19 protein-coding genes and 1 pseudogene are annotated in these 23,373 nt (G+C 70.1%); 9 read left to right on the top strand and 11 right to left on the bottom strand.

Going from position 1 to position 23,373, the window contains the following annotated elements; genetic code table 11:
• Window positions 1-20: 20 nt before the first annotated feature.
• Entirely contained in the window at window positions 21-1,064 is a 1,044-nt protein-coding gene (locus H0H10_RS07200; protein ID WP_188180002.1) for a hypothetical protein, read from the top strand.
• Window positions 1,065-1,201: 137 nt separating this feature from the next.
• Entirely contained in the window at window positions 1,202-3,319 is a 2,118-nt protein-coding gene (locus H0H10_RS07195; protein ID WP_188180001.1) for an FG-GAP-like repeat-containing protein, read from the top strand.
• Window positions 3,320-3,600: 281 nt separating this feature from the next.
• Here the strand turns inward: H0H10_RS07195 and H0H10_RS07190 are convergent, their stop codons facing one another.
• From H0H10_RS07190 to abc-f, 3 genes are all read right to left on the bottom strand, one after another.
• Window positions 3,601-4,164 carry a CGNR zinc finger domain-containing protein gene (locus tag H0H10_RS07190; protein ID WP_188180000.1) on the bottom strand — a complete coding sequence of 188 codons (564 nt, stop codon included), beginning with the start codon at window positions 4,162-4,164 and terminating at the stop codon, window positions 3,601-3,603.
• Window positions 4,165-4,231: 67 nt separating this feature from the next.
• Window positions 4,232-5,998 (bottom strand): ABC-F family ATP-binding cassette domain-containing protein, encoded by a 1,767-nt coding sequence (locus tag H0H10_RS07185; RefSeq protein WP_223179484.1) that lies wholly within the window; start codon window positions 5,996-5,998, stop codon window positions 4,232-4,234.
• A gap of 16 nt (window positions 5,999-6,014) precedes the next feature.
• Window positions 6,015-7,649 carry a ribosomal protection-like ABC-F family protein gene (gene abc-f / locus H0H10_RS07180; protein ID WP_188179998.1) on the bottom strand — a complete coding sequence of 545 codons (1,635 nt, stop codon included), beginning with the start codon at window positions 7,647-7,649 and terminating at the stop codon, window positions 6,015-6,017.
• Between the two features lie 457 nt (window positions 7,650-8,106).
• Between abc-f and msrA the strand changes: the two genes are divergently transcribed.
• The 3 genes from msrA to H0H10_RS07165 all read left to right on the top strand — a co-directional run bounded on the left by msrA (window position 8,107) and on the right by H0H10_RS07165 (window position 10,162).
• Window positions 8,107-8,622 carry a peptide-methionine (S)-S-oxide reductase MsrA gene (gene msrA, locus H0H10_RS07175; RefSeq protein WP_188179997.1) on the top strand — a complete coding sequence of 172 codons (516 nt, stop codon included), beginning with the start codon at window positions 8,107-8,109 and terminating at the stop codon, window positions 8,620-8,622.
• Between the two features lie 258 nt (window positions 8,623-8,880).
• Window positions 8,881-9,075 carry a hypothetical protein gene (locus tag H0H10_RS07170; protein ID WP_188180121.1) on the top strand — a complete coding sequence of 65 codons (195 nt, stop codon included), beginning with the start codon at window positions 8,881-8,883 and terminating at the stop codon, window positions 9,073-9,075.
• A gap of 241 nt (window positions 9,076-9,316) precedes the next feature.
• A complete protein-coding gene (locus H0H10_RS07165) occupies window positions 9,317-10,162 on the top strand; it encodes an alpha/beta fold hydrolase (RefSeq protein WP_223179483.1) in 846 nt (281 codons plus the stop codon).
• A 144-nt stretch (window positions 10,163-10,306) separates the two neighbouring features.
• On the opposite strand, the gene H0H10_RS07160 is transcribed toward H0H10_RS07165, so the two are convergent.
• Both H0H10_RS07160 and H0H10_RS07155 read right to left on the bottom strand, forming a co-directional pair.
• Window positions 10,307-10,906 (bottom strand): hypothetical protein, encoded by a 600-nt coding sequence (locus H0H10_RS07160; RefSeq protein WP_188179996.1) that lies wholly within the window; start codon window positions 10,904-10,906, stop codon window positions 10,307-10,309.
• Between the two features lie 31 nt (window positions 10,907-10,937).
• Window positions 10,938-11,789, bottom strand: coding sequence for a restriction endonuclease (locus H0H10_RS07155; RefSeq protein ID WP_444875691.1), 852 nt, complete (start codon window positions 11,787-11,789; stop codon window positions 10,938-10,940).
• Between the two features lie 168 nt (window positions 11,790-11,957).
• Here H0H10_RS07155 and H0H10_RS07150 point away from each other — a divergent pair, with 168 nt between their 5' ends.
• Window positions 11,958-12,359, top strand: coding sequence for a hypothetical protein (locus tag H0H10_RS07150; RefSeq protein ID WP_188180118.1), 402 nt, complete (start codon window positions 11,958-11,960; stop codon window positions 12,357-12,359).
• A 171-nt stretch (window positions 12,360-12,530) separates the two neighbouring features.
• Here H0H10_RS07150 and H0H10_RS07145 read toward each other — a convergent pair.
• The 6 genes and pseudogenes from H0H10_RS07145 to H0H10_RS07120 all read right to left on the bottom strand — a co-directional run.
• Window positions 12,531-12,810, bottom strand: a pseudogene (locus H0H10_RS07145) (VOC family protein); the annotation flags it as partial.
• Window positions 12,811-13,782 carry an NAD-dependent protein deacetylase gene (locus H0H10_RS07140; RefSeq protein ID WP_223179482.1) on the bottom strand — a complete coding sequence of 324 codons (972 nt, stop codon included), beginning with the start codon at window positions 13,780-13,782 and terminating at the stop codon, window positions 12,811-12,813. It lies immediately after the preceding pseudogene.
• Window positions 13,783-13,803: 21 nt separating this feature from the next.
• On the bottom strand, window positions 13,804-14,040 hold the full coding sequence (locus tag H0H10_RS41175) for an NUDIX domain-containing protein (RefSeq protein WP_188179995.1): 237 nt from the start codon (window positions 14,038-14,040) through the stop codon (window positions 13,804-13,806).
• Between the two features lie 384 nt (window positions 14,041-14,424).
• Window positions 14,425-15,081: a lytic polysaccharide monooxygenase gene (locus H0H10_RS07130; protein WP_188179994.1), complete on the bottom strand. Its 657-nt coding sequence runs from the start codon at window positions 15,079-15,081 to the stop codon at window positions 14,425-14,427.
• An 84-nt stretch (window positions 15,082-15,165) separates the two neighbouring features.
• Window positions 15,166-15,618, bottom strand: coding sequence for a DoxX family protein (locus H0H10_RS07125; RefSeq protein ID WP_188179993.1), 453 nt, complete (start codon window positions 15,616-15,618; stop codon window positions 15,166-15,168).
• A gap of 111 nt (window positions 15,619-15,729) precedes the next feature.
• Window positions 15,730-18,063: a family 49 glycosyl hydrolase gene (locus H0H10_RS07120; protein ID WP_188179992.1), complete on the bottom strand. Its 2,334-nt coding sequence runs from the start codon at window positions 18,061-18,063 to the stop codon at window positions 15,730-15,732.
• 862 nt (window positions 18,064-18,925) lie between these two features.
• Between H0H10_RS07120 and H0H10_RS07115 the strand changes: the two genes are divergently transcribed.
• The 3 genes from H0H10_RS07115 to H0H10_RS07105 all read left to right on the top strand — a co-directional run bounded on the left by H0H10_RS07115 (window position 18,926) and on the right by H0H10_RS07105 (window position 23,297).
• Window positions 18,926-20,110, top strand: a complete 1,185-nt coding sequence (locus H0H10_RS07115) for an ROK family transcriptional regulator (protein WP_188179991.1) — start codon at window positions 18,926-18,928, stop codon at window positions 20,108-20,110.
• An 87-nt stretch (window positions 20,111-20,197) separates the two neighbouring features.
• Window positions 20,198-21,937, top strand: a complete 1,740-nt coding sequence (locus H0H10_RS07110) for an alpha-glucosidase (protein WP_309141740.1) — start codon at window positions 20,198-20,200, stop codon at window positions 21,935-21,937.
• A 43-nt stretch (window positions 21,938-21,980) separates the two neighbouring features.
• A complete protein-coding gene (locus H0H10_RS07105; protein WP_188179989.1) occupies window positions 21,981-23,297 on the top strand; it encodes an ABC transporter substrate-binding protein in 1,317 nt (438 codons plus the stop codon).
• The last annotated feature ends 76 nt before the right edge of the window (window positions 23,298-23,373 follow it).

Below are 23,373 nucleotides of genomic sequence, written 5' to 3'. Positions count from 1 at the left end.
TCGCGCCAACGGGAGCCTGCATGAGTTTCACCACCCCACCGCGGCCGTTCGACGTCACCGCGCTCTTCCCTCAACTCGCCCCGCTGGCGCGCACGGCGACCCGGCTGCACCCGCGGCCGGGGTCGCCGACCGTGCACGACAGCTCCGTCGGCGGGCCGCTGCTGTGGCCCGCCGACGAGCCGTGGCCGCACTGCGACGAGCCGCACGACCGGCACGCGTCGCCGGTGGTCCACTCCCCGGACGACGTCCGGACCCTCCGCCGCGATCTCGCCGCGGCGACCGAGCGGCTGCGCCTCGACCCCGGGGCACCCGAGACCACCCCCGAGGAACGGGAGAACTGGGAGCGGATCAAGGCGGGCCGCCCGTGGTTCGACGGCCCGATCCCCCTCCTCCCCGTCGCCCAGCTGTACGCCCGTGACGTTCCCTTCCCGTGCCCGCCCGACGCGGACCTCCTCCAGGTCCTGTGGTGCCCCTTCGACCACGCGGAGTACGCCCACCCCCGGACCGTGCTCTTCTGGCGCTCCGCCGCCGGCGTCACCGACGTCCTCGACGCGCCGCCCGAGCCGCCGGTCGTCCAGTCCGCGCACTACCTCCCGGAGCCGTGCCTGCTCTCACCGGAGCAGGTCACCGAATACCCCCACCCCAGGGAGCTGGACAAGGAACTCCGGGACCAGCTGGACGATTTCAGCCGCTGGGAGTCGATCGACCCCGCGCGGTACAACGCGTACGCGTACGACCCGGGCGAGCTCTACCTGAACAACCTCTCCACCGCCCCCGGCTGGAAGACCGGCGGCTGGACCCGCTGGGACCCCACCGACCCCGTCGACCGCTCCTGCCCCGAGTGCGGCACCGAGGAGGTCCCGCTCCTCACCATCGCCTCCTCGGAGTGGGACGGCGGCAGCGGGACCTGGATCGCCGAGGAGGACCGGACGACCCCGGCCCCGCGTCATCCGGGCGCGGAGGACGGCAACTTCACCTTGATCGACATCGTCGGCGGCTACAACCTCCAGCTCCACGCCTGCCCGGCCGACCCGACCCACCCTCATATCCAGCTGATCCAGTGACCGGCATGCCGGGAGCCGGCATGCCCCGCCATGGAGGAGCTCCGCGGCCCGGAGCGCCCCTTCGGGCCGCTGATCGCCCTTTCCGACAGAACAGAACAGGAACCTCTGTGACCGGAAGATCCCCTCGTGCCGCCTGGATGACGGGAATAGTCACCGCCGGCGTCGCCGCCGGTCTGCTCGGCACCGCGATCCCCGCGAACGCGGTGGCCGGCGCCGCCGTCGGCGACACCTCGTACGCGTTCACCGTGAACCTGCACATCGGTGAGGGCGACCGGACTCGAGCCTGCTCGGGCGCCCTCATCGACGCGCAGTGGGTCCTCACGGCCGCCGCGTGCTTCGCCACCGACCCGGTGGCCGGCGGCACGGTCGCCGCGGGCAAGCCCGCCCTGAAGACGGTGGCGACCGTCGGCCGCAACGACCTCCTGGGCACCGGCGGCCATGTCAGCGAGGTCGCCGAGCTGGCGCCGCGCGAGGGCACCGACCTCGTACTGGCCCGCCTCACCGCCCCCGCGACCGGCGTCCCCCCGGTCCCGCTGGCCGCCACGCCCGTGGCCCCGGGCGAGGTCCTGAAGGCGGCGGGCTTCGGCCGTACGAAGAGCGAGTGGCGCCCCGACAAGCTGCACGCCGCCACCTTCGGCGTGGACGCCGTCACGAACGGAGCCCTGTCCCTCTCGGGCGCCACCGCCGACGACGCGATCTGCGCGGGCGACACCGGCGGCCCGCTCCTGCGCCAGACGTCCGGCGGCGGCTTCGAGCTGGTCGGCATCAACACCCGTTCCTGGCAGGGTGGCTGCTTCGGCTCGTCCGAGACGCGTACGGGCGCGGTGGCGACCCGCACGGACGGCATGCACTTCGGCTCGGCCCTCGCGGCCGGCCAGACGCTCCGGGCGGGCGACGTCCTGGTGTCGGCCTCCGCCCGGGTGGCGATGCGCGCCGACGGCAACCTGGTCGTCACGTCCGTCGCGGGCAAGGCCCTGTGGTCCACGGGCACGGCCGGCAACGCGGGCGCGACGGCCCACTTCGGCGCGGACGGCAATCTCGTGGTCCGCGACGCCGCAGGCACCACGACCCTGTGGCAGTCCGGCACCGGCGCGGCCGGCGGCCGAGCGGCCCTCCTGGACTCCGGCGACTTCGTCATCCGCGACGCCTCCGGTGCCGCCGTGTGGTCCAGCAACACCGCCGTCCGCGGCGACCTCGACCACGACGGCCGCAGCGACATGTCGGCCTGGTACGTCTTCCCACAGGGCACGGACGCCACGTACACCTTCTCCGGCAAGCCGGACGGCAGCCTCAGCGGCTACAGGAAGACGTACACCTCGGCCGTGGGCCAGTGGGGCAACGAGCACATGAAGCGCGCCACCGGCGACTTCAACGGTGACGGCCGCGCCGACTTCATGGCGATCCAGGGCTACGGCGACAGCAGCGTCAAGCTGTTCATCGCGCTCGGCAAGGCGGACGGCACCTACGGCGAGCCGGCCAAGGCGTGGGAAGTGGTCCCGAACCACGTCACCTTCCACGAGAGCTACATGACCCCGCTGGCCGGCGACTTCAACGGCGACGGCCACGACGACGTGGCGATCTGGAACGTGGACAGGACCACGGGCGTCACCAAGCTGTGGACGCTGACGTCGAACGGCAACGGTGGCGTCGTGCGGCTCATCCCGTCCGAGTGGTCCGGCCCCAAGGGCACCTGGCTGGCCTCCCGCTCCAAGTTCGTGACCGGCGACTTCAACGGCGACGGCCGCGACGAGGTGGGCCTGCTCTACGGCCAGGGCGACAACAGCATCAAGACGTATGTCTTCCCCACCACGCCGACCGGTGTCTTCACCACCCCGGCGACGTGGTGGACGGGCCCGGCGGCCACCACGTTCGACTGGAACCGCGCCCTCCCGCGCACCGGTGACTTCGACGGCGACAGCCGCGACGACCTGATGTTCTGGTACGACCACACCGACGGCACGGACACGGTCCAGACCCTGCTCTCCACGGGCACCGCCTTCGGCCCCACGCCGAAGCTCACCCTGAGCGGCCGCCTCGACATCTCGTCGATGCAGCTGGTGACCGGCGACTACAACGGCGACGGCCGCGACGACCTCGGCGCCATGTACGGCGACTCGTCCACCGGCGTCGTCCGCCTGTGGACCTGGACGGCCAAGCCCGACGCCATGTTCAACGGCGCCCTCCTGGGCTGGGAGTCCTCACCGAACAGCTTCGTCTACGCCCAGACGCACTTCATGCACCCGTACTACGCCTGACCGCTCCCCACCCCCGCAGGCCCGGCGTACTCCCACGACCGGGCCTGCGCCCGCCCCGCCGCTTCGCCATCGGCTGTTCCAGGCCGACCCGTTGCCCGCACCCGTACACGCCCCGTCTCGGATCAAGGAAGCTGGACTCGGTCACGCCGATCGTGGCGCCCGGCAGGCTCCGAGGGGCGGGCCTGGCCCGCCGACGGCGTCACGGTCGGGGGGCCTCCAGAGGCCACCAGGTTCTCCCTGAGGGTCGGAACCGGAACCGCACGATGCCCGGGGGCAAGGGGTCAGTGGGCGGTCCCGGCGGACGCGTTCCTCCTGCGTGCGCGGTAGGCGGCGGCCTTGTACTTGTTGCCACAGGACTCCATGCCGCACCACTGGCGCCGCATGCCGCGGGACCGGTCGATGTAGACCCGCGTGCACTCGGGGTTGCCGCACTCCTTCAGCAGGGGGACGTCCGGGCCGCTGAGCAGCTCGACGGCCTGCCGGGCCACGGTGGCCAGGGCCTGCTCGGGAGTCGCCTCGGTGTGCCGGCCGGTCACGGTGAGCTGCGGCGTCGCGGGAGCCTTGCGCGCGGCGCCGTTGAGCACGGCGAGCGCTTCGCGATCGAGTGCCTCATCGAGGCGACGGTTGGTGATGAGGCGGTAGACGGCCTCACGCACCGTGATCGCGTCCCGGACGTCCTTCTCCTCGCCGGGAGTGATCGTGTCCACGAGTCCGGATTCCAGATACCAGGCGTTCAGTCGCTCCGGGGTCACGAGCATCTCGAACCGGGTCGAGCGCCGCGCCCGGAGGGTGGCCGCGAAGTCGAGCGCCGGATGCCCGCAGACAAAGACGTGGTTGGGATTCACGTCACCACCTTGACAGGTGACTGAAGACGAGCGCAAGGATCGTCACCGGCGCCGCCATGCACGCGGGTCAGGTGAGGGAGCGGGCCGGTGCCACCTCCCGCCGCCGGTCGCGTACCGGCTCCAGTCGGATTTCCCGGCCCTGCCACCGCCGTCGCAGCCAGCGGTCATGGCTGGCGATCACGATCGCGCCCGGTCCGGTGCCCAGCGCCGCCTCCAGCTCGTCGCACAATCGTGGGGAGAGGTGGTTGGTCGGCTCGTCGAGCAGCAGCAGCTGGGGCGGGCGGGCCACCAGCAGTGCCAGTGCCAGGCGGCGACGCTGGCCCACGGACAGTTGCCCGACGGGTTTGTCCAGGTCCGTCTCGTGCACCAGGCCGAGCGAGCCAAGCGGCACCTTCTCGGCCCGCGCCGGGCCGAGCGACAGTTCATAGGTGTCACGGACCGTGCGCTCGGGCCGTTCGAACACGGTGTCCTGGGTGAGCAGGCCCACTGTCAGCCCGCGCCGCCTGCGTACCTCGCCCTCGGCCGCCAGACGTCCGGCCAGTACGGCGAGCAGCGTCGACTTGCCCGCCCCGTTGCCTCCCGTGACCAGCAGCCGCTCGGTGGCCGACACGTCGAGGCCGTCCAGCGCGAGCCGGCCCGGCACCCGCACGTCGCGCAGGGACACCAGAGGCCGCCCACCTGCCTCCGCCCGCTCACTCGCCTCCGCCTGCGGGTTCTCCTCCGCCTGCACGGCCAGGTCCCCTGGAGCGAAGCGCAGCGGGCGCGGCGGCTCGGCGACCTGGTTGCGTTCCAGTTCCTCCAGCCGCCGGGTGGCGTTGCGCACCCGGCGGGAGATCTGTTTCTGCACCCGGCCCGCCCGGTGGCCGTAACCCATCTTCTCGTTGTCGCGCCGTTCCCGGTCCGGTGCCACCAGGTGCGCGGTGACGCCCGCCGAGTGGCGCAGCTCCTCCAACTCCTGCTGCTCCTCGGCGTACCGCCGCTCCCAGCGCTCCCGCTCCGCGCGTTTCTCGGACAGGTAGGCGCTGTAGTTGCCGCCGTAGCGGACCGGGCCGTCCACCGCCGGGTCGAGGTCGATCACATCGGTGCAGACGGCGTCGAGGAACGCGCGGTCGTGGCCGGCGACGACCACTGCCCCGGACAGCCCGCGGACCTGCTCCTCCAGGAAGGCGGCGGCACCGTCGTCGAGGTGGTTGGTCGGCTCGTCCAGCAGCAGCGCCGACGGCCGCCGCACGAGCAGTGCGGCCAGGGCGAGACGGGCCCGCTGCCCGCCGGAGAGCGAGCCGAGCGTGCGGTGGTGCCCGACCGCGCCGAGGCCCAGGCCGTCCAGCACCAGGGCGGCGCGGCGGTCGGCGTCCCAGGACTCACGGTCCTGGGCCTGCTCCAGCCGCCTGCCGTAGGCGTCGAGGAGTTCCCGGTGGACGGGGTCGTCCTCCGGGACGCGGGCCAGCTCCGCGCCGAGCCGGTCCAGTTCCGCGAGGTCCTCGCGGGCCTCGCGCAGGGCCTCGTCCAGCACCGCGGCGATGGTCGAGTCGGCGTCGAACGGCATCTCCTGGTGGAGGAAGCCGAGGTCGCCCGGGCGCGAGACGCTTCCCGCGTCGGGTTCGTCCACGCCGGCCAGCACCCGCAAAAGGGTGGACTTGCCGACGCCGTTCTCCCCGATCAGGCCGATCCGATGGCCGGGGGAGGCGGTCAGGGAGATGCCGTCGAGGACACGGCGGCCGCCCAGGGAGCGGACGAGGTCGTGGGCGTGCAAAACGGTCTGATGGGGCACGGGTGTCCGTCCGGTGTGAGGGGTGGTCGGCCCGCCGGGCACGCGGCCTCGGGCGCGGGCCATTGCGCACGCCGGCGGCTCACACCACTGGGGCCCCGGTCTCCCTGAGCTCCCCGTCGGCCAGCCGGAGCCAGCGGCTGATCCCGATCTCGGCGAGGAACCGCTCGTCGTGACTGACCACCATGAAGGCGCCCTGGTAGGAGTTGAGCGCGCTCTCCAGCTGGCCCGCGCTGACCAGGTCGAGGTTGTTGGTCGGTTCGTCGAGCAGCAGCAGATGGGGGGCCGGCTCCGCGCACAGCACGCACGCCAGGGTGGCGCGCAGCCGCTCGCCGCCGGAGAGCACCCCGACCGGCAGGTGTGCCCGCGGGCCCCGGAAGAGGAAGCGGGCCAGCAGGTTCATTCGCTCCGCCTCGGGCCGCTCGGGCGCGAACGCGGCGAAGTTCTCCGCCACGGTGCGTTCCGGGTCCAGCAGGTCCAGGCGCTGGGACAGGTAGGCGATCCGGCCGTCGTTGCGCTTGATCTCCCCGCTGTCGGGGGCGAGTTCGCCGGTGACGAGACGCATCAGCGTCGTCTTCCCGGCGCCGTTGGGGCCGGTCAGCGCGATGCGCTCCGGACCTCGGACGGTCAGGTCCACACCGCCCGCCGCGAACACGTCCCTGTCTGCCAGGCGGACCTGCATCGCCTTGGCGAGGAAGAGGTTGCGACCCGTGGGCACCTGGGTCTCGGGCAGTTCCAGGGCGAGGCGCTGTTCCTCGCGCAGTGCCCGCCCGGCCTCGTCGAGGCGGGACTTGGCGTCGCTCACCCGGGCCGCGTGCGTCTGTCCGGCCCGGCCCGCGGACTCCTGGGCGCCCCGCTTCATGTTGCCGGCGAAGATGCGGGGCAGGCCGGCGTTCTTGAGGTTGCGGGCTGCGTTGCTCGCGCGGCGCTCGGCGCGTTCGCGGGCCTGTTGCATCTCCCGCTTCTCCCGCTTCAGCTCCTGCTCGGCGTTGCGGACGTTCTTCTCGGCAGTCTCCCGCTCGGCGCGCACCGCCTCCTCGTACGCGGTGAAGTTCCCGCCGAACAGACGCAGTTCACCGCTGCCGAGTTCGGCGATGCGTTCCATGCGGTCGAGCAGCGCCCGGTCGTGGCTGACCAGGAGCAGACAGCCGCTGAAGTCCGACAGCACGCCGTACAGCTTGTGCCGGGCCTCGAGGTCGAGGTTGTTGGTGGGTTCGTCGAGCAGGAGGACGTCGGGACGCTTGAGCAACTGGGCGGCGAGGCCGAGTGAGACGACCTGGCCGCCGCTCAGCGTGCCCAGGCTGCGGTCCAGGGTGAGATCGGCCAGGCCGAGGCGGTCGAGCTGGGCGCGGGTGCGCTCCTCGATGTCCCAGTCGTCGCCGATGGTGGTGAAGTGCTCCTCGCTGACGTCCCCGGACTCGACGGCGTCGAGGGCCCGGATCACTTCCGCGACGCCGAGCACCTCGGCGACCGTGAGGTTCCCGGTCAGGGGCAGGTTCTGCGGGAGGTGACCGAGCGTTCCGCTGACGGACACCGTGCCGGTGGCGGGCTTGAGTTCGCCGGCGATCAGCTTGAGGAGGGTGCTCTTGCCGGAGCCGTTCGGGGCGACCAGGCCCGTACGGCCGGGGGGGACGGTGAAGGACAGGTCGTGGAAGACGGGGGTGTCGTCGGGCCAGGCGAAGGAGAGGTTCGAGCAGACGACGGCAGCGTCGGACATGGATGGCGGCCTCGGAGGTACTGGGGCAGAGCTAGACCTCTGCCCTGGGACAGACGGGAAAAGTGGGTACGACGAAACGGACCACCTCAGCAGCGCCCCTTGGCGCCGGCCGGTGGCCGTCAGATCCGGATCTCACCCGGAGATGTCGTCTTCACCCACCACGTCTGTGACTCCTCGATGGACGATCTATGTCATCCACGAGCCTAGCAGCCTGTGTCCCGCTGCCGGGCCCGGTTGCGGCGTGCGGCGCCGAGCGTGAGGCCCGCCGTGAGCGTCGAGACGGCACTGGTCATCACCGGCACTGTCGATCACGTCACCTTCCTGACTGGTGACGAGCTCCTGTCGGCGTCTCGTCACCTGTCAAGATGGTGACGTGGCGATCGAGGCCCGTGGCCACGTGTGCGAGGCTGGGCCCAAGTGCACGAGTGCACGGACACGCAGAGGAGGCTGAAAGATCATGAGTGACGTGGAGGAAACGGCACTGCTGGCGGGCGGGTGCTTCTGGGGCATGCAGGAGCTCATCCGGTCGCTGCCCGGCGTGGTGCGCACCCGTGTGGGCTACACCGGCGACAGCGACAAGCCTCGTCCCACCTACCGCGATCACGGCCGGCACGCGGAGTCGATCGAGATCGTCTTCGATCCCTCGGTCACCGACTACCGCACGATCCTGGAGTACTTCTTCCAGATCCACGACCCGACCACGAGGAACCGGCAGGGCAACGACGTCGGTCTCAGCTACCGCTCGGCCATCTTCTACCTCGACGACGAGCAGCGGCGCGTCGCGCAGGACACCATCGCCGACGTCGAGGCGTCCGGGCTGTGGCCGGGGCCGGTGGTGACCGAGGTGGAGCCGGCCGGTGCGTTCTGGGAGGCCGAGCCGGAGCACCAGGACTACCTGCAGCGTTACCCGGACGGCTACACCTGCCATTTCCCGCGCCAGAACTGGCGCCTGCCCAGGCGTGGCGAGTCCTGAACGCCGGCGTGGCCGGGAGGGGTACCGCTCCTTCCGGCCGCGTGTGTGCAACGGCAGGCCACGTCCGGTCCTCGGACGAGGAGCACGACCTGGCGGTCGCCCGTCGCGTCCGCACCGGCACCGTCACGGTCAACGGTGCGTCCAGCACCGTCAAGCGTCACCGTCTTGACCAGTGACGCCGGATGCTGCACGCTGATGTCGTTCGCCGTGGCGACGAACGAAGGCGATCCACGATCTTCGAAGAAGCGGAGCATGGCCATGAACGACGAACCCACCATGGACACGGACGCGGCGGCGCGTCACGCGCGCTTCGGCAGGCTCCCCGAGCGAGTCCGCTTCGAGGACATGACCGAAGAGGTCGAGGCTGAGCCGGGCGGCGGGGGCAATGCCTCGTACAACCCCGAGCACTCGTGGAAGTTCTACTCGTGCCTGGCCCTCGACATGGGGCTGTAGAACGTCGAGTCGCGGTGCCCGGCGTCCTTGATCCAGCGCATCCTCTCGGCTGGAAGTCCCGCCCGCCGATCTGGCCGCTGTGGCGCACGGCCATGGCACGTATGAGGAACTGCGGTGAAGCGGTGCCGCCCTCTGCGTGATCTCATCGCGAAACGGCCACTGGCGGGGGATTTCTCTTCGGCTCGACGCGCGGGAGACTTTGGGCGCGGCGGTATTCGACTCTCGGCGGGGAGCGGAGATCATGGCGTCGGAGGTGTATTCCATGGGCGTGTACGTCGAAGTCAACGGAACCACGCTCTGGACCGAAACCCGTGGTGAGGGGCCCGACGTCCTGCTGATCGCCGGGCTGAGCGACCCCGCCGAGGCGTGGCAGGCGCAGATCGACGGGCTGTCGGACCGGTACCGGGTCACCGCCTTCGACAACCGAGGGTCGGGGCGGACGCCGTTGCCCGACGGGTCCATGAGCGTGGCCATGATGGCGGACGACGCCGCGGAACTGCTCCGGGTGCTCCGAGTCGACGAGGCGCACGTCGCAGGCTTCTCGGGCGGCAGCGCGATCGCTCAGGAACTGGCACTCCGTCACCCGGATGTCGTTCGCAGCCTCGTCCTGATGAGCACGTGGGCGAGGGCCGACGCCTACTTCACCGCCATGACCCGCTTCTGGCACTGGCTGGCGACGGAGGCGCCCGACGAACGCGCCATGCAGGAGGCGTTCTTCCTGTGGATCTACACGCCGCGCGCCCACGCCGACGGCACGGTGCAGCGGATCATCGACGAAGCGCTCGCCTTCCCGTACCCGCAGCCCGCCGAGGCGTTCCAGCGTCAACTCGAGGCGTTCGTGCGGCACGACACACTCGAGCGGCTGCCCGGCATCACCGCACCGACACTCGTCCTGGCCGGCGAGCAGGACAGGGCCACACCGCCCCGGCTCGGGCGGGTCGTGGCCGACGCCATCCCGGGTGCCCGCTTCGAGGTCATGGCGGGGGAGGCACACCAGCCGTTCCAGGAGTCCCCGGACGTCTTCAACGCACGGGTCGACGCCTTCTGGCGCGAAGTCGACGGCGGTGGCGGGACTTTGCCGTCCTGATCCGTCAGCAGGGACCCGCGGGACTGAGTGATTCGGCGCGCGATTGACCGCGGTCGTCTCGGTGAAGCTCGACCGTCCCGGGTACCTGGGCTCCACGCGGTATGCGGCTGCGGATGGGTGGCATCCCGGTGGCGACGCCTGTCCTCACTGGTCCGGTTCCCAGCCGAGGTTCTCGAAGATCTCGTCCCAGAACGCGGAATCGTCCACGTTCAGGTCTCTGCGGATCATGCGCTCACGCAGATCGGTGACGGCCGCCATGCGTACCGCGTCGTCGTCCGATCGCAGCGCGTCGTTCGACTCGGCGATCAGCCCGAGGAGCACGGCCAGCACGGGGAGGGAATCAGCGGCCGGCCCCTGCCACCCTTGCCCGTGGTCCCACCCATTGGGGTCGTAGTGGGTGATGCCGCCGTCCGCCGCTTCGAGCATCAGGTGCTGGTCGCCCGAGATGGCAACAGCGAAGCAGAAGTTCTCCGGCGGGCTGTCGTCGTCGGGGTAGCGGTTGCCGTAGATTTCGTCGGCATCGAACGCGTTCAGCCCGTCCTTGTGGCGCAAGTGCCTCGTGTCGATCCCCGCGACGTCGAGGTGGACGGCGGGAAAGCCGACCTTGAGCAGGAACTCCCTCGACTCGGCGTCGGTCAGCTCGGTCGGCAGATGGGCTTCGTCCGGCCGCCAGAGGGTGCCTGGGCCCAGCCGTTCCTCCAGCCATCCGGCGTCCGGTATCAGCGGAGTGTCGTTGCTCTTCACCGCGTCGCCCCCATGAGTTCCGTGTGGTCGATCATTGCCGGCCCCAGTCAATCGCACCGCGGCCGGCCCGCGGGGGCCGGGAGGGCGCCCCGCCCTCGGTACCGTCGGGAACCACCGCCCAAGGCTCCGCTGCCAGGCCGTCGCTCCAGGCGCGCAGGGCGCTCCCGTCCACGCACACGATGCCGCACTGCTCGGCGTACTCCAGGGCCGGTTCTGTGAAGTCGCTGGTGGTGACGACGACGGCCACGTCGGCCTCGTGCACGGTGAAGCAGGTTCCGCCGAAGCGCTGCAGTTCCTGGGAGCCGACCTTGTGTTCGTCCCCGTAGCGCTTGCACTGGACGACCAGGCGCCGGCCGTCGGCGGTCAGCGCCACGACGTCGGCACCCAGGTCCCCGGCTCCGCCGACAACCCGCACCTGCGAGCAGCCGTGCCGCACGCACAGCGCGGCTATCGCCTGCTCGAACTCGTCGGGGCCGAGGACATCGTGGTCGAGGACGGGGGCCGGCTCCGGTGTCGTGTCCCCACCGGTGGGGAAGCGCGCGTCGGGGCGCGTGGGCCCGGGGTCCTTCGCCGGCGCCGTCTCGTCCAGGGCGTCCAGCGCTGTCGTCGTGGCTTCCCGGAGTGCCGCGGTGGTGTGGCGTGCGAGCCGTGCCGCGGAGAGGCGGCGCCGGCGTCTTCCGTGGCCGAGGACGAGGGCCGCGACCGTCAGCGACAGCACGACCGCCCAGAGCGGGTGTCGCTGCACGACCCCCACCGCCGCGCGCGCGACCAGCCCCACGATGACCAGGATCACCGCGCCGAGACCGAAGAACATGGCTGTCGCGCGCAAGTCGAAGCGGCGCTCACGGTGCGCGCGGCGCTCGGGGCGCTCGGGCATGGCCACCAGGGTCACTCCTTCCTCCTGACCTTCCGGGCCCGTGGACCGTCCGGACCTCCGGCGACGGAACGAAAGATCACCTACGTTCGTGTGCCCGCGTATGCTTCCCGGCAACTCCCCCGACCCGCGGAGGACTTCGTGCAGTTGCTGCCCCGCTCCCCGTCCGGCTGGACCATGGCCGTGTTCGGCGTCCTCGCCGCCGCGCTGGGTGTGGTCGGGCTGATCGCCCCGGACACCCTGCTCTCGCTCATGGGTTTCGCATCCACGGCGGGGTCTCGGCGCGCGGAGGGGGACCACACCCTGGTCTTCGTGACGGCGTCCTCCATGGCAGCGCTCAACATGGGCGTCTACTACGTGCTGGCCTCGCTGGCCGACTGGAAGGCGTTCTTCCGCTGGACTGTCCCCTTCCGTCTGCTGACCTGCGTGGTCTTCACGCTGGTGGTGGCCGGCGGCCGCGCTCCGTCCGGCTTCCTCGGGGTGGGCCTGTGGGAGGGGGCCGGCGCGGTGGTCACGGCCGCGGCGCTCCGGTACGAGCGGCGGCGCACTGCGCCTTCGGGGCGGGATGACCGGCCTTGATGTCCGGGTGTGGCCGTGGGCGGTCACCATGAACGCGTCGGCGTCGACGTCGCCACGAACCCCTCCCGACGGCAGCAGTTCCCGGACGGCGTCAGCCGCCGACGTGAGCGGCGCGGCGAAGGCCCGTAGACCCAGGCCATGTCGCCCTAGACAGAGCTCAGTTGATGCCGGTCACTGGGACGAGGTCTCCCAGACGAAGCCGTCAGGGTCGGTGAACGGGCGGTCGGCGCCGGACAGCACGATGCGGTGCGACCCGGTGCCGTCGGCGGGGACACCCGCGACCTTGGCGAGAGCACGCCGCTTGCACAGGGACCTCGACACCGAGCAGGAGCACGAGTTCGTCGACGTCCCGGGTGACCGGGCCGGTGTCCTTCTTGGCCGACGTCGCGATCTGCCAGACCGTGCCGTCCGGTGCCTGCACGCCGCCGCCGTATCCCCACAGCGACTTCGATCAGTCCCTGCGGCTGCCCGGCTCCCCGCCGTCTCCCGGGCATCCGGAGCCCGGGGCGGGCCCCGTGCCCGGAGCCGGGCTCGGCGTCGTGTCGACGGGGATGCCCAGCCGGCCCGCCACGGCGGTGAGGGACGGCCCCAGCGGGAGCGCGACCCGCGTGAGGGCGTGCCGGTCGCCCCTGGTCGCGTCCCGGTTGACGATCAGTACCGGCTTCCCGGCCTGGGCCGCCTGGCGAACGAACCGCAGCCCGGACATCACCGTCAGTGACGAGCCCAGGACCAGCAGCGAGGTCGCCTCGCGGACCAGGTCGCGGCAGTGCTCGACCCGGCGTGGCGGAACGGCCTCCCCGAAGAACACCACGTCCGGTTTGAGGATGCCCCCGCAGCGCGTGCAGGGGACCACGCGGAAGTCTCCGACCTGTTCGTCGGTCAGGTCGGCGTCACCGTCCGGATTGATGCCTGCGGCCACTGGCTCGAACCCCGCGTTGGCCTCCTCCAGCCGCCGGGCGAGTTCGCGGCGCGGGCTGAGGGTGCCGCAGGAAAGGCAGACGACCCGGGCCAGGCTTCCGTGGAGTTCCACGACACCGTCGCTGCCGGCGGCCTGGTGCAGACCGTCGACGTTCTGGGTGATGACCCCCGCGAGCAGGCCGTGCCGCCCGAACGCCGCCACGGCCCGGTGCCCGGCATTGGGGCGGGCGCGGCCGAAGGTACGCCAGCCGAGGTGGCTGCGCGCCCAGTACCGGCGCCGGGCCTGCGCGCTGCCGGTGAAGTCCTGGTAGGTCATCGGGGTGTGCCGGCTCAGGCTCCCGCCCTCGCCCCGGTAGTCGGGGATGCCGGACTCCGTGGAGATGCCCGCCCCGCTGAGCACCAGCACGCCACCGGCGCGCAGCGCCTCGACGACCGGCTCCGGATCCGTGGTGCCCGGCGGCAGGTCGTCACCAGGGGTCCAGCTCAGAGTGGGGCGCATGCGCATGGCGCCAGGGTACGCATCCCGCTAGAGGAAGAGGTGCGTCCGTGCGGTGGTGGTCGCGGGCAGAGGACCGATCACAGTCGGCGCTCGCACCTCGGCCGCGACGACGCCGGTCTCCTCATCCAGTTCCCGCAGAGCGGCCTCCTCGGGCGCTCGGCCGCCGGTTCCGCCGCCGGGTAGATGCAGTACCCGGCGCTGACCGCGACGTGCTCGTACGTCCCAGGCCGGCCGTGCTCCCAGCCCATTCGTCTCCCTCCTCACGTAGCGCACTGGGCCGCCGGTAGTGCGCACTGTCCGGCGGCCTTGACGCACACAGGCACGGTGATCAGCCCGGCGAGTTCAGTCGGCGGTGGTTCGGCGCGCGATCGGACTGGGCAGCCGGGCGGCGCCGTGTGGGGTACTGCGACTGGTGATCGCCGTGCTCGCCCTCCGGATCTGACTCCAATCGGCTCGCACAACCTGCGATGAGAAAGAGGCCCATCGATCAGCCTTCGCTGAGAACGTTCGGCTTCGTGCGACGAACTGTGACTGAGCGGTGTAGCCGGCACCGATCGCCAAGTAACTCGCTCAGTGCCCCGCGAGAGCACCGTGACTCTCGCGGGGCCGGTCGGGCCGTGGTACTCGTTCAGCTGTGTCCGGCTGGCGTCAGTTGAAGTTGACGTCGCTGCACAGGAAGTACTTCTGGTCCATGTGGGACGCCTTCCAGACGGTCACCACGACGTGCCGTCCGCTGTAGCCGGAGGTGCTGACGTCGGTGACGTAGTGAGCCTGGTAGGGGTAGCGGCCGGTCTTCTTCACCAGTTCGAGGTCGTCCCACCCGATCAGCTCGTACTCGGGGTTGAAGCCCTGCTTGGTGACGTAGACCTCGAGCCAGTCCGCGCCGTGGCGGGCCTCGTCGTAGAGGTCGACGGTGAAGTTGGAGCCGATGTCGGTCATCTTCCACGGGCCGGGGCGGTCTAGCGGCCGGTAGTTCGTCTCGCCCTGGCCGCCGGCGCTGCAGATCTGGCCATCGGGGATGACCTGCTTGTAGGTGTCGCCGGTGTTGTTGGCGTAAACGGCCTTCCACGCGGTGATGGCGTTCGGGTTCTCGTGGTAGGTGCGGTAGCACATAGGGTCCTGGGCCTCGCTGGGCTCGTTGTAGCCCCAGCGCTGCAGGCAGCCGTAGTTGCGGGTCTCGGGGGTGATGACCGTGCCGTGTGCGGTGGCCGTCGGCGCTTGGGCGAGCAGGCCGAGCAGGCTGGTGGCCAGTACGGCGGCGCCCAGTGCGGTGCGGCCGGCCGCGGTTGCGGGTACGCGGTTCATGGTGCTCTTCCTCCGTTGTGCGTCGGAACATCACAGGTCGACACGACTGTGATTTACGTGCTCATGACAGGCTTTGGTGTGGGGTCAGACGCTGCGCGTGTCGCTCACCTCCTTGCGCGTTCGCATGGCCTGCCGGCGGTGGGTGGAGAGGGTGAGCAGCTCGGTCGCGGACCACCGGCCGGGGCCGAGGGCGGCGATGAGCAGGAAGGCCCAGCAGAACAGGGCTGCCTGCTCGCCGCCGTTCTCCAGCGGGAACAGGCCGTCGGGCTGGTGGTGGACGAAGTAGGCGTAGGCCATGGAGCCCGAGCACAGAATGGCGGCCGGCCGGGTGCCCAGGCCGAGCAGGACGAGGGCGCCGCCGACCAGCTGGATCACCGCCGCCCACCATCCGGGCCACTGGCCGGTGCTGGGGGGCTGCCCGTGCGGCCCGCCGAGCACGTCGAAGAGCGTCGCCGCCCCGTGGCAGGCGAACAGCAGTCCGAGCACGATCCGGAACAGGCCCAGCACCGGGCCCTGGTACCTGGTGGGTGTCTCCACGGTGATGCCCTCTCTCAGCGGCGAGCGGGGGATGGACGGTTCAGGTTGCTGCGGGATGTGGAGGTCGGTGGCCGCCGGCAGCGGCGGATCTCCGGCGGCCACCGGGACGGGTCAGGAGGTGAGGGTCCACTTCTGGCTGTCCCAGCCGCCGCAGTCCCACAGGTGCAGGCGGGCGCCGTCGGCGGTGCTCTGGCCTTCGATGTCCAGGCAACGTCCGGACTTGACGTTCTTCAGGGTGCCGTCGGACTGGAAGGCCCACTTCTGGCTGTCCCAGCCGCCGCAGTCCCACAGGTGCGCCTTGGTGCCGTTGGCGGTGGCGCCGCCTTCGACGTCCAGGCACTTGCCGCCGGACTTCAGCCGCTGCCCGTCGAGCGCCCAGCTCATCGAGGCCACGTTGGCGCAGGACCACTGCTGGATGGCGGTGCCGTTGGCCGTGGAGCCGCCGGCGCGGTCGATGCACTTGGAGGTTGCCCCGTTGACGACCTGGCCGCCGATGACCGGGTCGGGGTCGGGGTTGCCGCCGCCTGTGCCCCAGGCGTTCCAGTTGTCCCAGTTCTCGGCGTCGAAGCCGATCCGGCCGAGCTGGTCGGCGGCCCAGTTGCCGCCGGACTTCTGGATGACGGTGCCGCCGACGGTGTAGTTCTCCAGCTTCAGGCCGCGGCTGTCACGTGTCTCGTTGCCGAGGGTCACCTTCTGCCCGGCGCTGTTGCTGTACCGCTTGAGGAGGCTTACCTGGGAGGACGGGTCGAGGTGGTTCCACGCGCCGATCCTGAGGTTCTTGACGTGGATGTTCTCGGTGCTGGACAGGGCGAAGACGCGGATCGCGCAGTTGGTCATGCCCTCGACGGTGATGTTCTCGAAGGTCATGTTCTTCACCCACGCGCCCGGGTCGGCCTTGGTGGTCGAGCCCATGTCCTCCCAGTGCGAGGAGGAGTTGAGGATGCAGGTGTTGTACTTGACGTCCTTCCAGTACATCCGGTTGTGGATGACGTGGGTGTTGCTCACCCGGACGTTGTCGATGTTGCGCGGGGTCCAGCCCCACTGGATGACGGGGCCGTTCTCGTTCTTCCAGACGACGGTGTTATCGATGCTGACGTCGCTGTGGTACATCTTCAGCACGTCGTCGTTGGCGTTGAAGAACGTGTTCTTCATGGTGCTGCCGCGGTAGAGCTCGATGCCGTCGGTCTGCCAGTACCAGGACCCGACCTGCTTGTAGTTGTCGACCCGCATGCTGAAGGTCTGCTCGTCGCCGTAGACGACGAAGGAGTGGTAGGGCGGCTCGTTGATGGTCACGCCCTGCAGGTCCAGGTGCTGCTGGCGGCCTTGCGCAGACTGGAACTGCAGCATCTTCACGCAGCTGGAGTGGCAGTTGGACGCGCCGGAGAGGTGGTCGTAGTTGTTGTTGGTGTCCGCCTCGTAGACGTACTGCTCGCCGGAGAGCACGCCCTGGCCGGTCACCTTGTACAGGCCCTGGCTGTCGTCGGGGAACCGGATGGCGCCCTTCACGTACGCGCCGGGGGCCAGGTAGACCCACTTGACCTGCTTGGGCAGCAGCGCGTGGTACTTGGACGTCATGTAGTAGGTGCCGGGCCTGAAGTACACGATCTCCTCACTGATCGTGTTCAGGTTGGTGACCTGGCCCTGCTGCGGGTAGTGGATGCTGCCCGAGGCCGCCGTCGGGACCAGCCGGTCCTTCTCCGCGCCGGTCGGGGCCGGCTCGGCGAAGATCATCATGGAGTTGCGGGGCTCGGTGTGGATGGCCCGGTTGCCGCCGCCCTGGGTGGTGAGCTTGCCGGCGTCGTTCGCGGGGCCGGACATGTCGTTGTAGGCCGTGTACAGCTGCGGGTCGAACTCGACGGAGAACCGGTAGCCCTTGGCGTCGTAGGGCACCTTGACGCGCACGGTCTTGCTGTCGACCAGTTCCTTGGCGAAGTTCAGGCTGCTCGGCTTGATCCTGACCTGGTCGGCGGAGGAGATCGTCTGGCCGGTGCGCAGGGAGACGTCGACCCACACATCGGTGGTGTACTGGAAGGACGACCAGCTCATGGTGAGGTTCGCGGACGAGGAGAATTCGGCCCCGTCCTCCTTGGTGTAGCCGATCTTGCCCTTGCCGCTGCGCGGGATGCTCATGTACGCGAACGAGTCGTACTTCGTCGTCGGCGCCGCCGCGGTGGCGACCTTCACGTCGTAGAACGACGACCGCCGGACCTTGTCGTCGGCCACCGGGCTCGTGGTGTTGAACTCGTAGTTGCCGTGCCACCACGTCTTCAGGGCGGTGCTGTCCGCGGGTGTCGGCTCAGCCGCCGCGGCGGCCCGGGTGTCGGGGGCGGGGCGGGCCGGGGGCGTCCCGGCGGCGGCTGTGCTGACGGGCACGATGACCGAGGCCAGTGCCAGCGCCAGACCGACGGCGATCGCCGCCAGTCGTCTCAGTGCTGCTGCAGGCATGCTGATGTCCCTCTCCTGGGAAACAGGGGGCCCGCCGACGGCTCTGCACCGTCCCAAGTGGTTCGTTCGGGCGGCTCGATCGGCGCGCAGGCCGGCGAGACCGCGCGCGTCAGAGGGCAAGCGCGCCCGAGGCGGCCACCGGCGGGTTCGTAAAGGTGTGCTGGGGGCAGATTCTGTGTGCCCCTGGCCGGTCCGGGCTACGTACGCGTGGATGGCCAGATGCCCGGCGGATGGGCCGGCCGTGGCCTCGTCGCGGACCGGTGACCGTGCCAGTGCAAGAGTCCTCCCTTCGGCAGGCAAGAGCGGGTGACGTGTGCGCCCGGGTTCATCCGAGGGGGCCGGGACACTCCGGCTCTCCGCCCCGCCCGCGCGGTGGGCGCAGCACGCACTCCGCTGAGCGCGCCAACGGCGCAGACAACGGGTCCCTGGGATGCCGCCCAAGCGCCGGCTGTTGGGCCCAGCGCTGTGCGGTCGCCGGATAACGTCCCGTCATTTCTTCCTCATGTCAACGAAATGAACAGGATTCGTTGCCGCTCGGCCTCCCTCTGTGGCCGAGCCGAGGTCGCAGACCAGGACTTCTTGCTCAGGCGGCATGCGCAGGAGGTGCGATCACGGTTGCGTAACGCGCTGTTTTCTTTCTTGACGCACGAAAACTGGGCGGACAGACTCCCGTCATGCCCAGCCGGCCGGCGCCACCGGACCGGCGCCCGGAGCGAGGCGGGAGGGGAGCACGGTGATCTCCCTGCCGCTGGTCGTGCCACGGTTTCGGCGTCATGAGCGACGGCACGCACCGCATCGGGTTCGATGGAAGCGGACCGGACAGACCAGCCCTTGACCGACTACACCTTTGGAGGCGCGCGTGATGAGCCCGTCCAAGATCCGTTTTTCGGAGCTTGTCGGTGAGCAGACCCGGGCGGAGATCTTCGCGACCGTCCTCACCGCGGGTCCCATCTCGCGTACCCAGCTCGCGCAGCGCCTGGGTCTCGTCCCCTCGAGCGTGACCCGGATGCTTCCCCCGCTCCTGGAGCACGACTACCTGCGCGAATCGGACGCCGCTCCGCAGGGGCGGGGCCGGCCGCAGAAGATGCTCCACGTCAATCCGGACAAGCACATCGTCGTCGGCACGAAGATCGGTCCCGCGCAGGTGTCCGGGGTGGTCACCGACATGGCGGCCAATGTCCTGGCCCGCGCCGAGGAACCGATCGCCGACTGCAGGCCTGAGACTGCCCTGTCCGCCGCTGCAGCCCTGACCAGCAGGCTCCTTTCCGAGGCGCCCGAGGCGGCGGACAGGGTACTGGGGCTGGGGGTCGGGGTCAGCGGTCACGTCGACTCGGGCGCCGGTATCTGCCGCTACTCGGCCCTGCTCGACTGGGACAAGGTCGACGTGGCCGGTCCGCTGCGTGAAGCGACCGGTCTGCCGGTCGTCGTCAACAACGACGTCAACACCCTTGTCGTCGCAGAACGTTGGTTCGGGCAGGGGCGCGACGTCGACTCGTTCGCCGTCGTCACCGTCGGACCCGGCATCGGCTGCGGCCTTCTTCTCGATGGAGCCCTGTTCTCCGGCGCCACCGGCCTGGCCGGAGAACTCGGCCACCTGCCCCTCGACCCCGCGGGCCCGATGTGCAGCTGCGGCCGCCGAGGCTGCCTGGAGGCCCTCGCCGGGGACCGGGCTGTCCTGCGCCACCTGCAGGACGCGGGCATCCCCTGCACCACGATCTCCGAAGCCATCGACCTCGCCCGCTCGCCCGGAGGCGGGTCCGCCCAGACGGTCGCCCGCTCCGCGTTCGCCGAAGCAGGAGCGGCCCTCGGGCGGGGACTGGCCGGCATGTGCAACCTGCTGAACCTGCAGAAGATCATCATTGCCGGAGAAGGAGCGGTCGCCCACGACCTCTTCGGCCCGGCGGCCTCACAGGCGCTGGAGGCGCACGCGTTCTCCACGGCTGCCCGTGACTGCGACATCCACGTCGACCCTGTCCGCCACGACCTGTGGGCGCGAGGCGCGGCCTGCCTCGTCATCCGTGACGCGGTGGGCGCGGCCATCTCCTGACCCATTGCCGCCGCCGACCGTCACCACGGCCCTCCCTTCCCCTCCCTCTTCACTTCAAGTAGCCGATCACACACGATGAGGTTTGACGTGCCCGAAAACGTAGCCGGCCCCGCCGATTCCTGGTGGAGCAAGGCGGTCGTCTACCAGATCTATCCGCGCTCCTTCGCCGACTCGAACGCGGACGGCATAGGAGACCTTCAGGGGATCACCGAGCGCCTGGACTACCTCTCCGAGCTCGGCGTGGACGTGCTGTGGCTTTCCCCGGTCTACCCCTCACCGCACGACGACAACGGCTACGACATCAGCGACTACCAGGACATCGACCCGCTGTTCGGGACGCTCGCCGACTTCGACCGGCTCCTGGACTCCGTACACGAGCGCGGCATGAAGCTGGTGATGGACCTGGTCGTGAACCACACCAGCGACGAGCACCCCTGGTTCACCGCCTCCCGAGACGGCGGCCCTGGCGGCCCGAAGCGCGACTGGTACATCTGGCGTCCCGCCCGTGAGGGCATGGAGCCCGGAACGGCGGGAGCGGAACCGAACAACTGGGAGTCGTGGTTCTCCGGTCCCGCCTGGACGTACGACATCGCCGGCGGCGAGTACTACCTGCACACGTTCTCCCGCAAGCAGCCCGACCTGAACTGGGACAACCCCGATGTCCGCCAGGCCGTGTACGCGATGATGCGCTGGTGGCTGGACCGCGGGGTGGACGGCTTCCGCATGGACGTCATCAACCTGATCTCCAAGGACCCGGCCCTGCCCGACGGCATCGTCGCCGAAGGCGCCCGCTACGGCGACGGAAGCCCGCACTACGTGTGCGGGCCCCGGATCCATGACTACCTCGCCGAGATGCACCGCGAGGTCTTCGCCGGCCACCCGCGGCGCCTGCTGACCGTCGGCGAGATGCCCGGCGTCACCGTCGAGGAGGCCAAGCTCTTCACCGACCCCGCCCGCCGCGAACTCGACATGGTCTTCCAGTTCGAGCACGTCGGCCTCGACCAGGGCCCCGGCGGGAAGTTCGACGTCCGGCCCATGAAGCTGACCGACCTCAAGGCCAGCCTCGGCCGCTGGCAGACCGGCCTGGGCGAGACCGGCTGGAACAGCCTGTACTGGAACAACCACGATCAGCCGCGGGTGGTCTCCCGCTTCGGCGACGACTCGCCCTCCTACCGCTACCGCTCGGCGAAGCTGCTCGCCACCGTCCTGCACCTGCACCGCGGCACCCCGTACGTCTACCAGGGCGAGGAACTCGCCATGGCCAACGCGCCCTTCGCCGTCATCGACGACTTCCGGGACATCGAGTCCCTCAACCACCACCGTGATCAGCTGGCCCTCGGCGCCGACGAACAGCAGGTCCTCGACGGGCTGCGGCACCGCAGCCGGGACAACGCCCGCACCCCCATGCAGTGGGACGCCACCGAACACGCCGGCTTCACCGCCGGCACGCCGTGGATCGCGGTCAACCCCGACCACACCGAGGTCAACGCCAAAGCTCAGCTGGCCGACCCCGACTCCGTCTTCCACTACTACCGTCGCCTGATCGCCCTGCGGCACACCGAGCCCGCCCTCACCCACGGTGACTTCCACATGCTCCACCCCGACCACGAACAGCTCTACGCCTTCACCCGCCACGACGCGGACCGGGGCACCGAACTGCTCGTCCTGGCCAACTTCAGCGACACCGACCTCACCGTCGACCTGCCCGACGGCTGGGAGCACAGCGAAACCCTGATCGCCAACGTTCCCGCCACCGCCTCGCTCACCACGCCGCACACCCTGCAGCCGTGGGAAGCCCGCGTCCACCGCCGCCGCACCACTCGCTGACACCGCCCGCCCTTGTCGCAACGACGCACACCAAGGAACAGCCATGAACATCCCGCGCACCCCGTCCGCCCTTCGCAGAAGGCCGCTCCTCCTCGCGGTCACCGCCCTGGCCCTGCTGGCACCACTGACCGCCTGCGGCGGCTCCGACACCGCCGAGGGCGACGGCAAGACCCTGCGCCTGTGGCACTACGAGCAGGAAGACGGGGCCCTGAGCAAGGCATGGGACGCGGCCATCGCCGAATTCAAGAGGACCCACCCTGACGTCAAGGTCGTCTTCGAGCGCAAGACGTTCGAGCAGATCCAGCAGAACGCCGGCATGATCCTCAACTCCGACAAGGCGCCCGACGTCATGGAGTACAACAAGGGCAACGCCACCACCGGACAGCTCGCCAAGCAGGGCCTGCTCACCGACCTCACCCCCCTCGTGAAGGAACACGGCTGGGACAGGAAGATCAGCGACAGCGCCTCCGTCACCGCCCGCTACAACGACAAGGGCGAGATGGGCGGCGACAAGTGGTACGGCATACCCAACTACGGCGAATTCGTCCTCACCTACTACAACGACGACCTGTTCAAGAAGTACAACGTCGACAAGCCCACCGACTTCAAGAGCTTCGAGGCCGCGCTCGCGAAGTTCAAGGCCGCCGGCATCACCCCGCTCGCCAACGCCGGCAACGACCACCCCGCCGGCCACTGGCTCTACCTGCTCGCCCTGTCCAAGGCGAACAACACCTGGGTCGACAACTACCAGCGCTACGTGGGCAAGGTCGACTTCCACGGCCCCGAGATGACCTACGCCGTCGACAAGTACCAGGAGTGGCTCGACAAGGGCTACTTCGACAAGAAGGACGTCGGCCTCAAGGGCAGTGACATGGTCGAGCAGTTCGTCTCGCAGAAACGGCCCATCATGGTCGGCGGCAACTGGTGGTTCGGCAGCCTGACCACTGACATCAAGAACTTCCAGTGGTCCACCGCCGCCTACCCGGGCAGCGAGAGGACCCTCGGTTCCGGCGGCAACAACTGGGTCATCCCCACCAGGGCCAAGAACAAGGAGCTCGCCGAGGACTTCATCGACATCACGATGTCCGACAAGATCCAGAAGCTGATCGATGAGGAGGGCAACGTCCCGCTCGCCGCCAAGCCGGCCGATGTCACCAACCCCAAGTCCCGCCAGCTCACCGAAGCCTTCGCGCAGACCCAGGAGAACGACGGCCTGGCCTTCTACCCCGACTGGCCCGTCGCCGGCTACTACGACACCTGGGTCGCCGCCACGCAGAACCTCATGAACGGCGGCAAGGACGACTCCGTCCTCGACGAGCTGGCGGCCCCCTACGAGAAGTACGTCGCGACCAGGCCGTGACGTTCTCGCCCCGGCCGTCGCCTCATCGCACCGCCGGCCGGTAACCACGCGTTCCGGGGACGGCTGCCCGGCCCGC

The organism is Streptomyces griseicoloratus, assembly GCF_014534645.1.
GTDB lineage: Bacteria > Actinomycetota > Actinomycetes > Streptomycetales > Streptomycetaceae > Streptomyces > Streptomyces griseicoloratus.
Note: the sequence above shows the minus strand (reverse complement) of the source record. Positions and strands in the feature narration are given on the sequence as shown.

Excerpts from the sequence above, each read along its gene's own strand:
- H0H10_RS07200 (WP_188180002.1), top strand. The coding sequence starts at position 21 with ATGAGTTTCACCACCCCACCGCGGCCGTTCGACGTCACCGCGCTCTTC.
- H0H10_RS07195 (WP_188180001.1), top strand. The coding sequence starts at position 1,202 with ATGACGGGAATAGTCACCGCCGGCGTCGCCGCCGGTCTGCTCGGCACC.
- H0H10_RS07185 (WP_223179484.1), bottom strand. The coding sequence starts at position 5,998 with ATGGCCCGCGCCCGAGGCCGCGTGCCCGGCGGGCCGACCACCCCTCAC.
- abc-f (WP_188179998.1), bottom strand. The coding sequence starts at position 7,649 with ATGTCCGACGCTGCCGTCGTCTGCTCGAACCTCTCCTTCGCCTGGCCC.
- msrA (WP_188179997.1), top strand. The coding sequence starts at position 8,107 with ATGAGTGACGTGGAGGAAACGGCACTGCTGGCGGGCGGGTGCTTCTGG.
- H0H10_RS07170 (WP_188180121.1), top strand. The coding sequence starts at position 8,881 with ATGAACGACGAACCCACCATGGACACGGACGCGGCGGCGCGTCACGCG.
- H0H10_RS07165 (WP_223179483.1), top strand. The coding sequence starts at position 9,317 with ATGGCGTCGGAGGTGTATTCCATGGGCGTGTACGTCGAAGTCAACGGA.
- H0H10_RS07150 (WP_188180118.1), top strand. The coding sequence starts at position 11,958 with ATGGCCGTGTTCGGCGTCCTCGCCGCCGCGCTGGGTGTGGTCGGGCTG.
- H0H10_RS07140 (WP_223179482.1), bottom strand. The coding sequence starts at position 13,782 with ATGCGCATGCGCCCCACTCTGAGCTGGACCCCTGGTGACGACCTGCCG.
- H0H10_RS07130 (WP_188179994.1), bottom strand. The coding sequence starts at position 15,081 with ATGAACCGCGTACCCGCAACCGCGGCCGGCCGCACCGCACTGGGCGCC.
- H0H10_RS07120 (WP_188179992.1), bottom strand. The coding sequence starts at position 18,063 with ATGCCTGCAGCAGCACTGAGACGACTGGCGGCGATCGCCGTCGGTCTG.
- H0H10_RS07115 (WP_188179991.1), top strand. The coding sequence starts at position 18,926 with ATGAGCCCGTCCAAGATCCGTTTTTCGGAGCTTGTCGGTGAGCAGACC.
- H0H10_RS07105 (WP_188179989.1), top strand. The coding sequence starts at position 21,981 with ATGAACATCCCGCGCACCCCGTCCGCCCTTCGCAGAAGGCCGCTCCTC.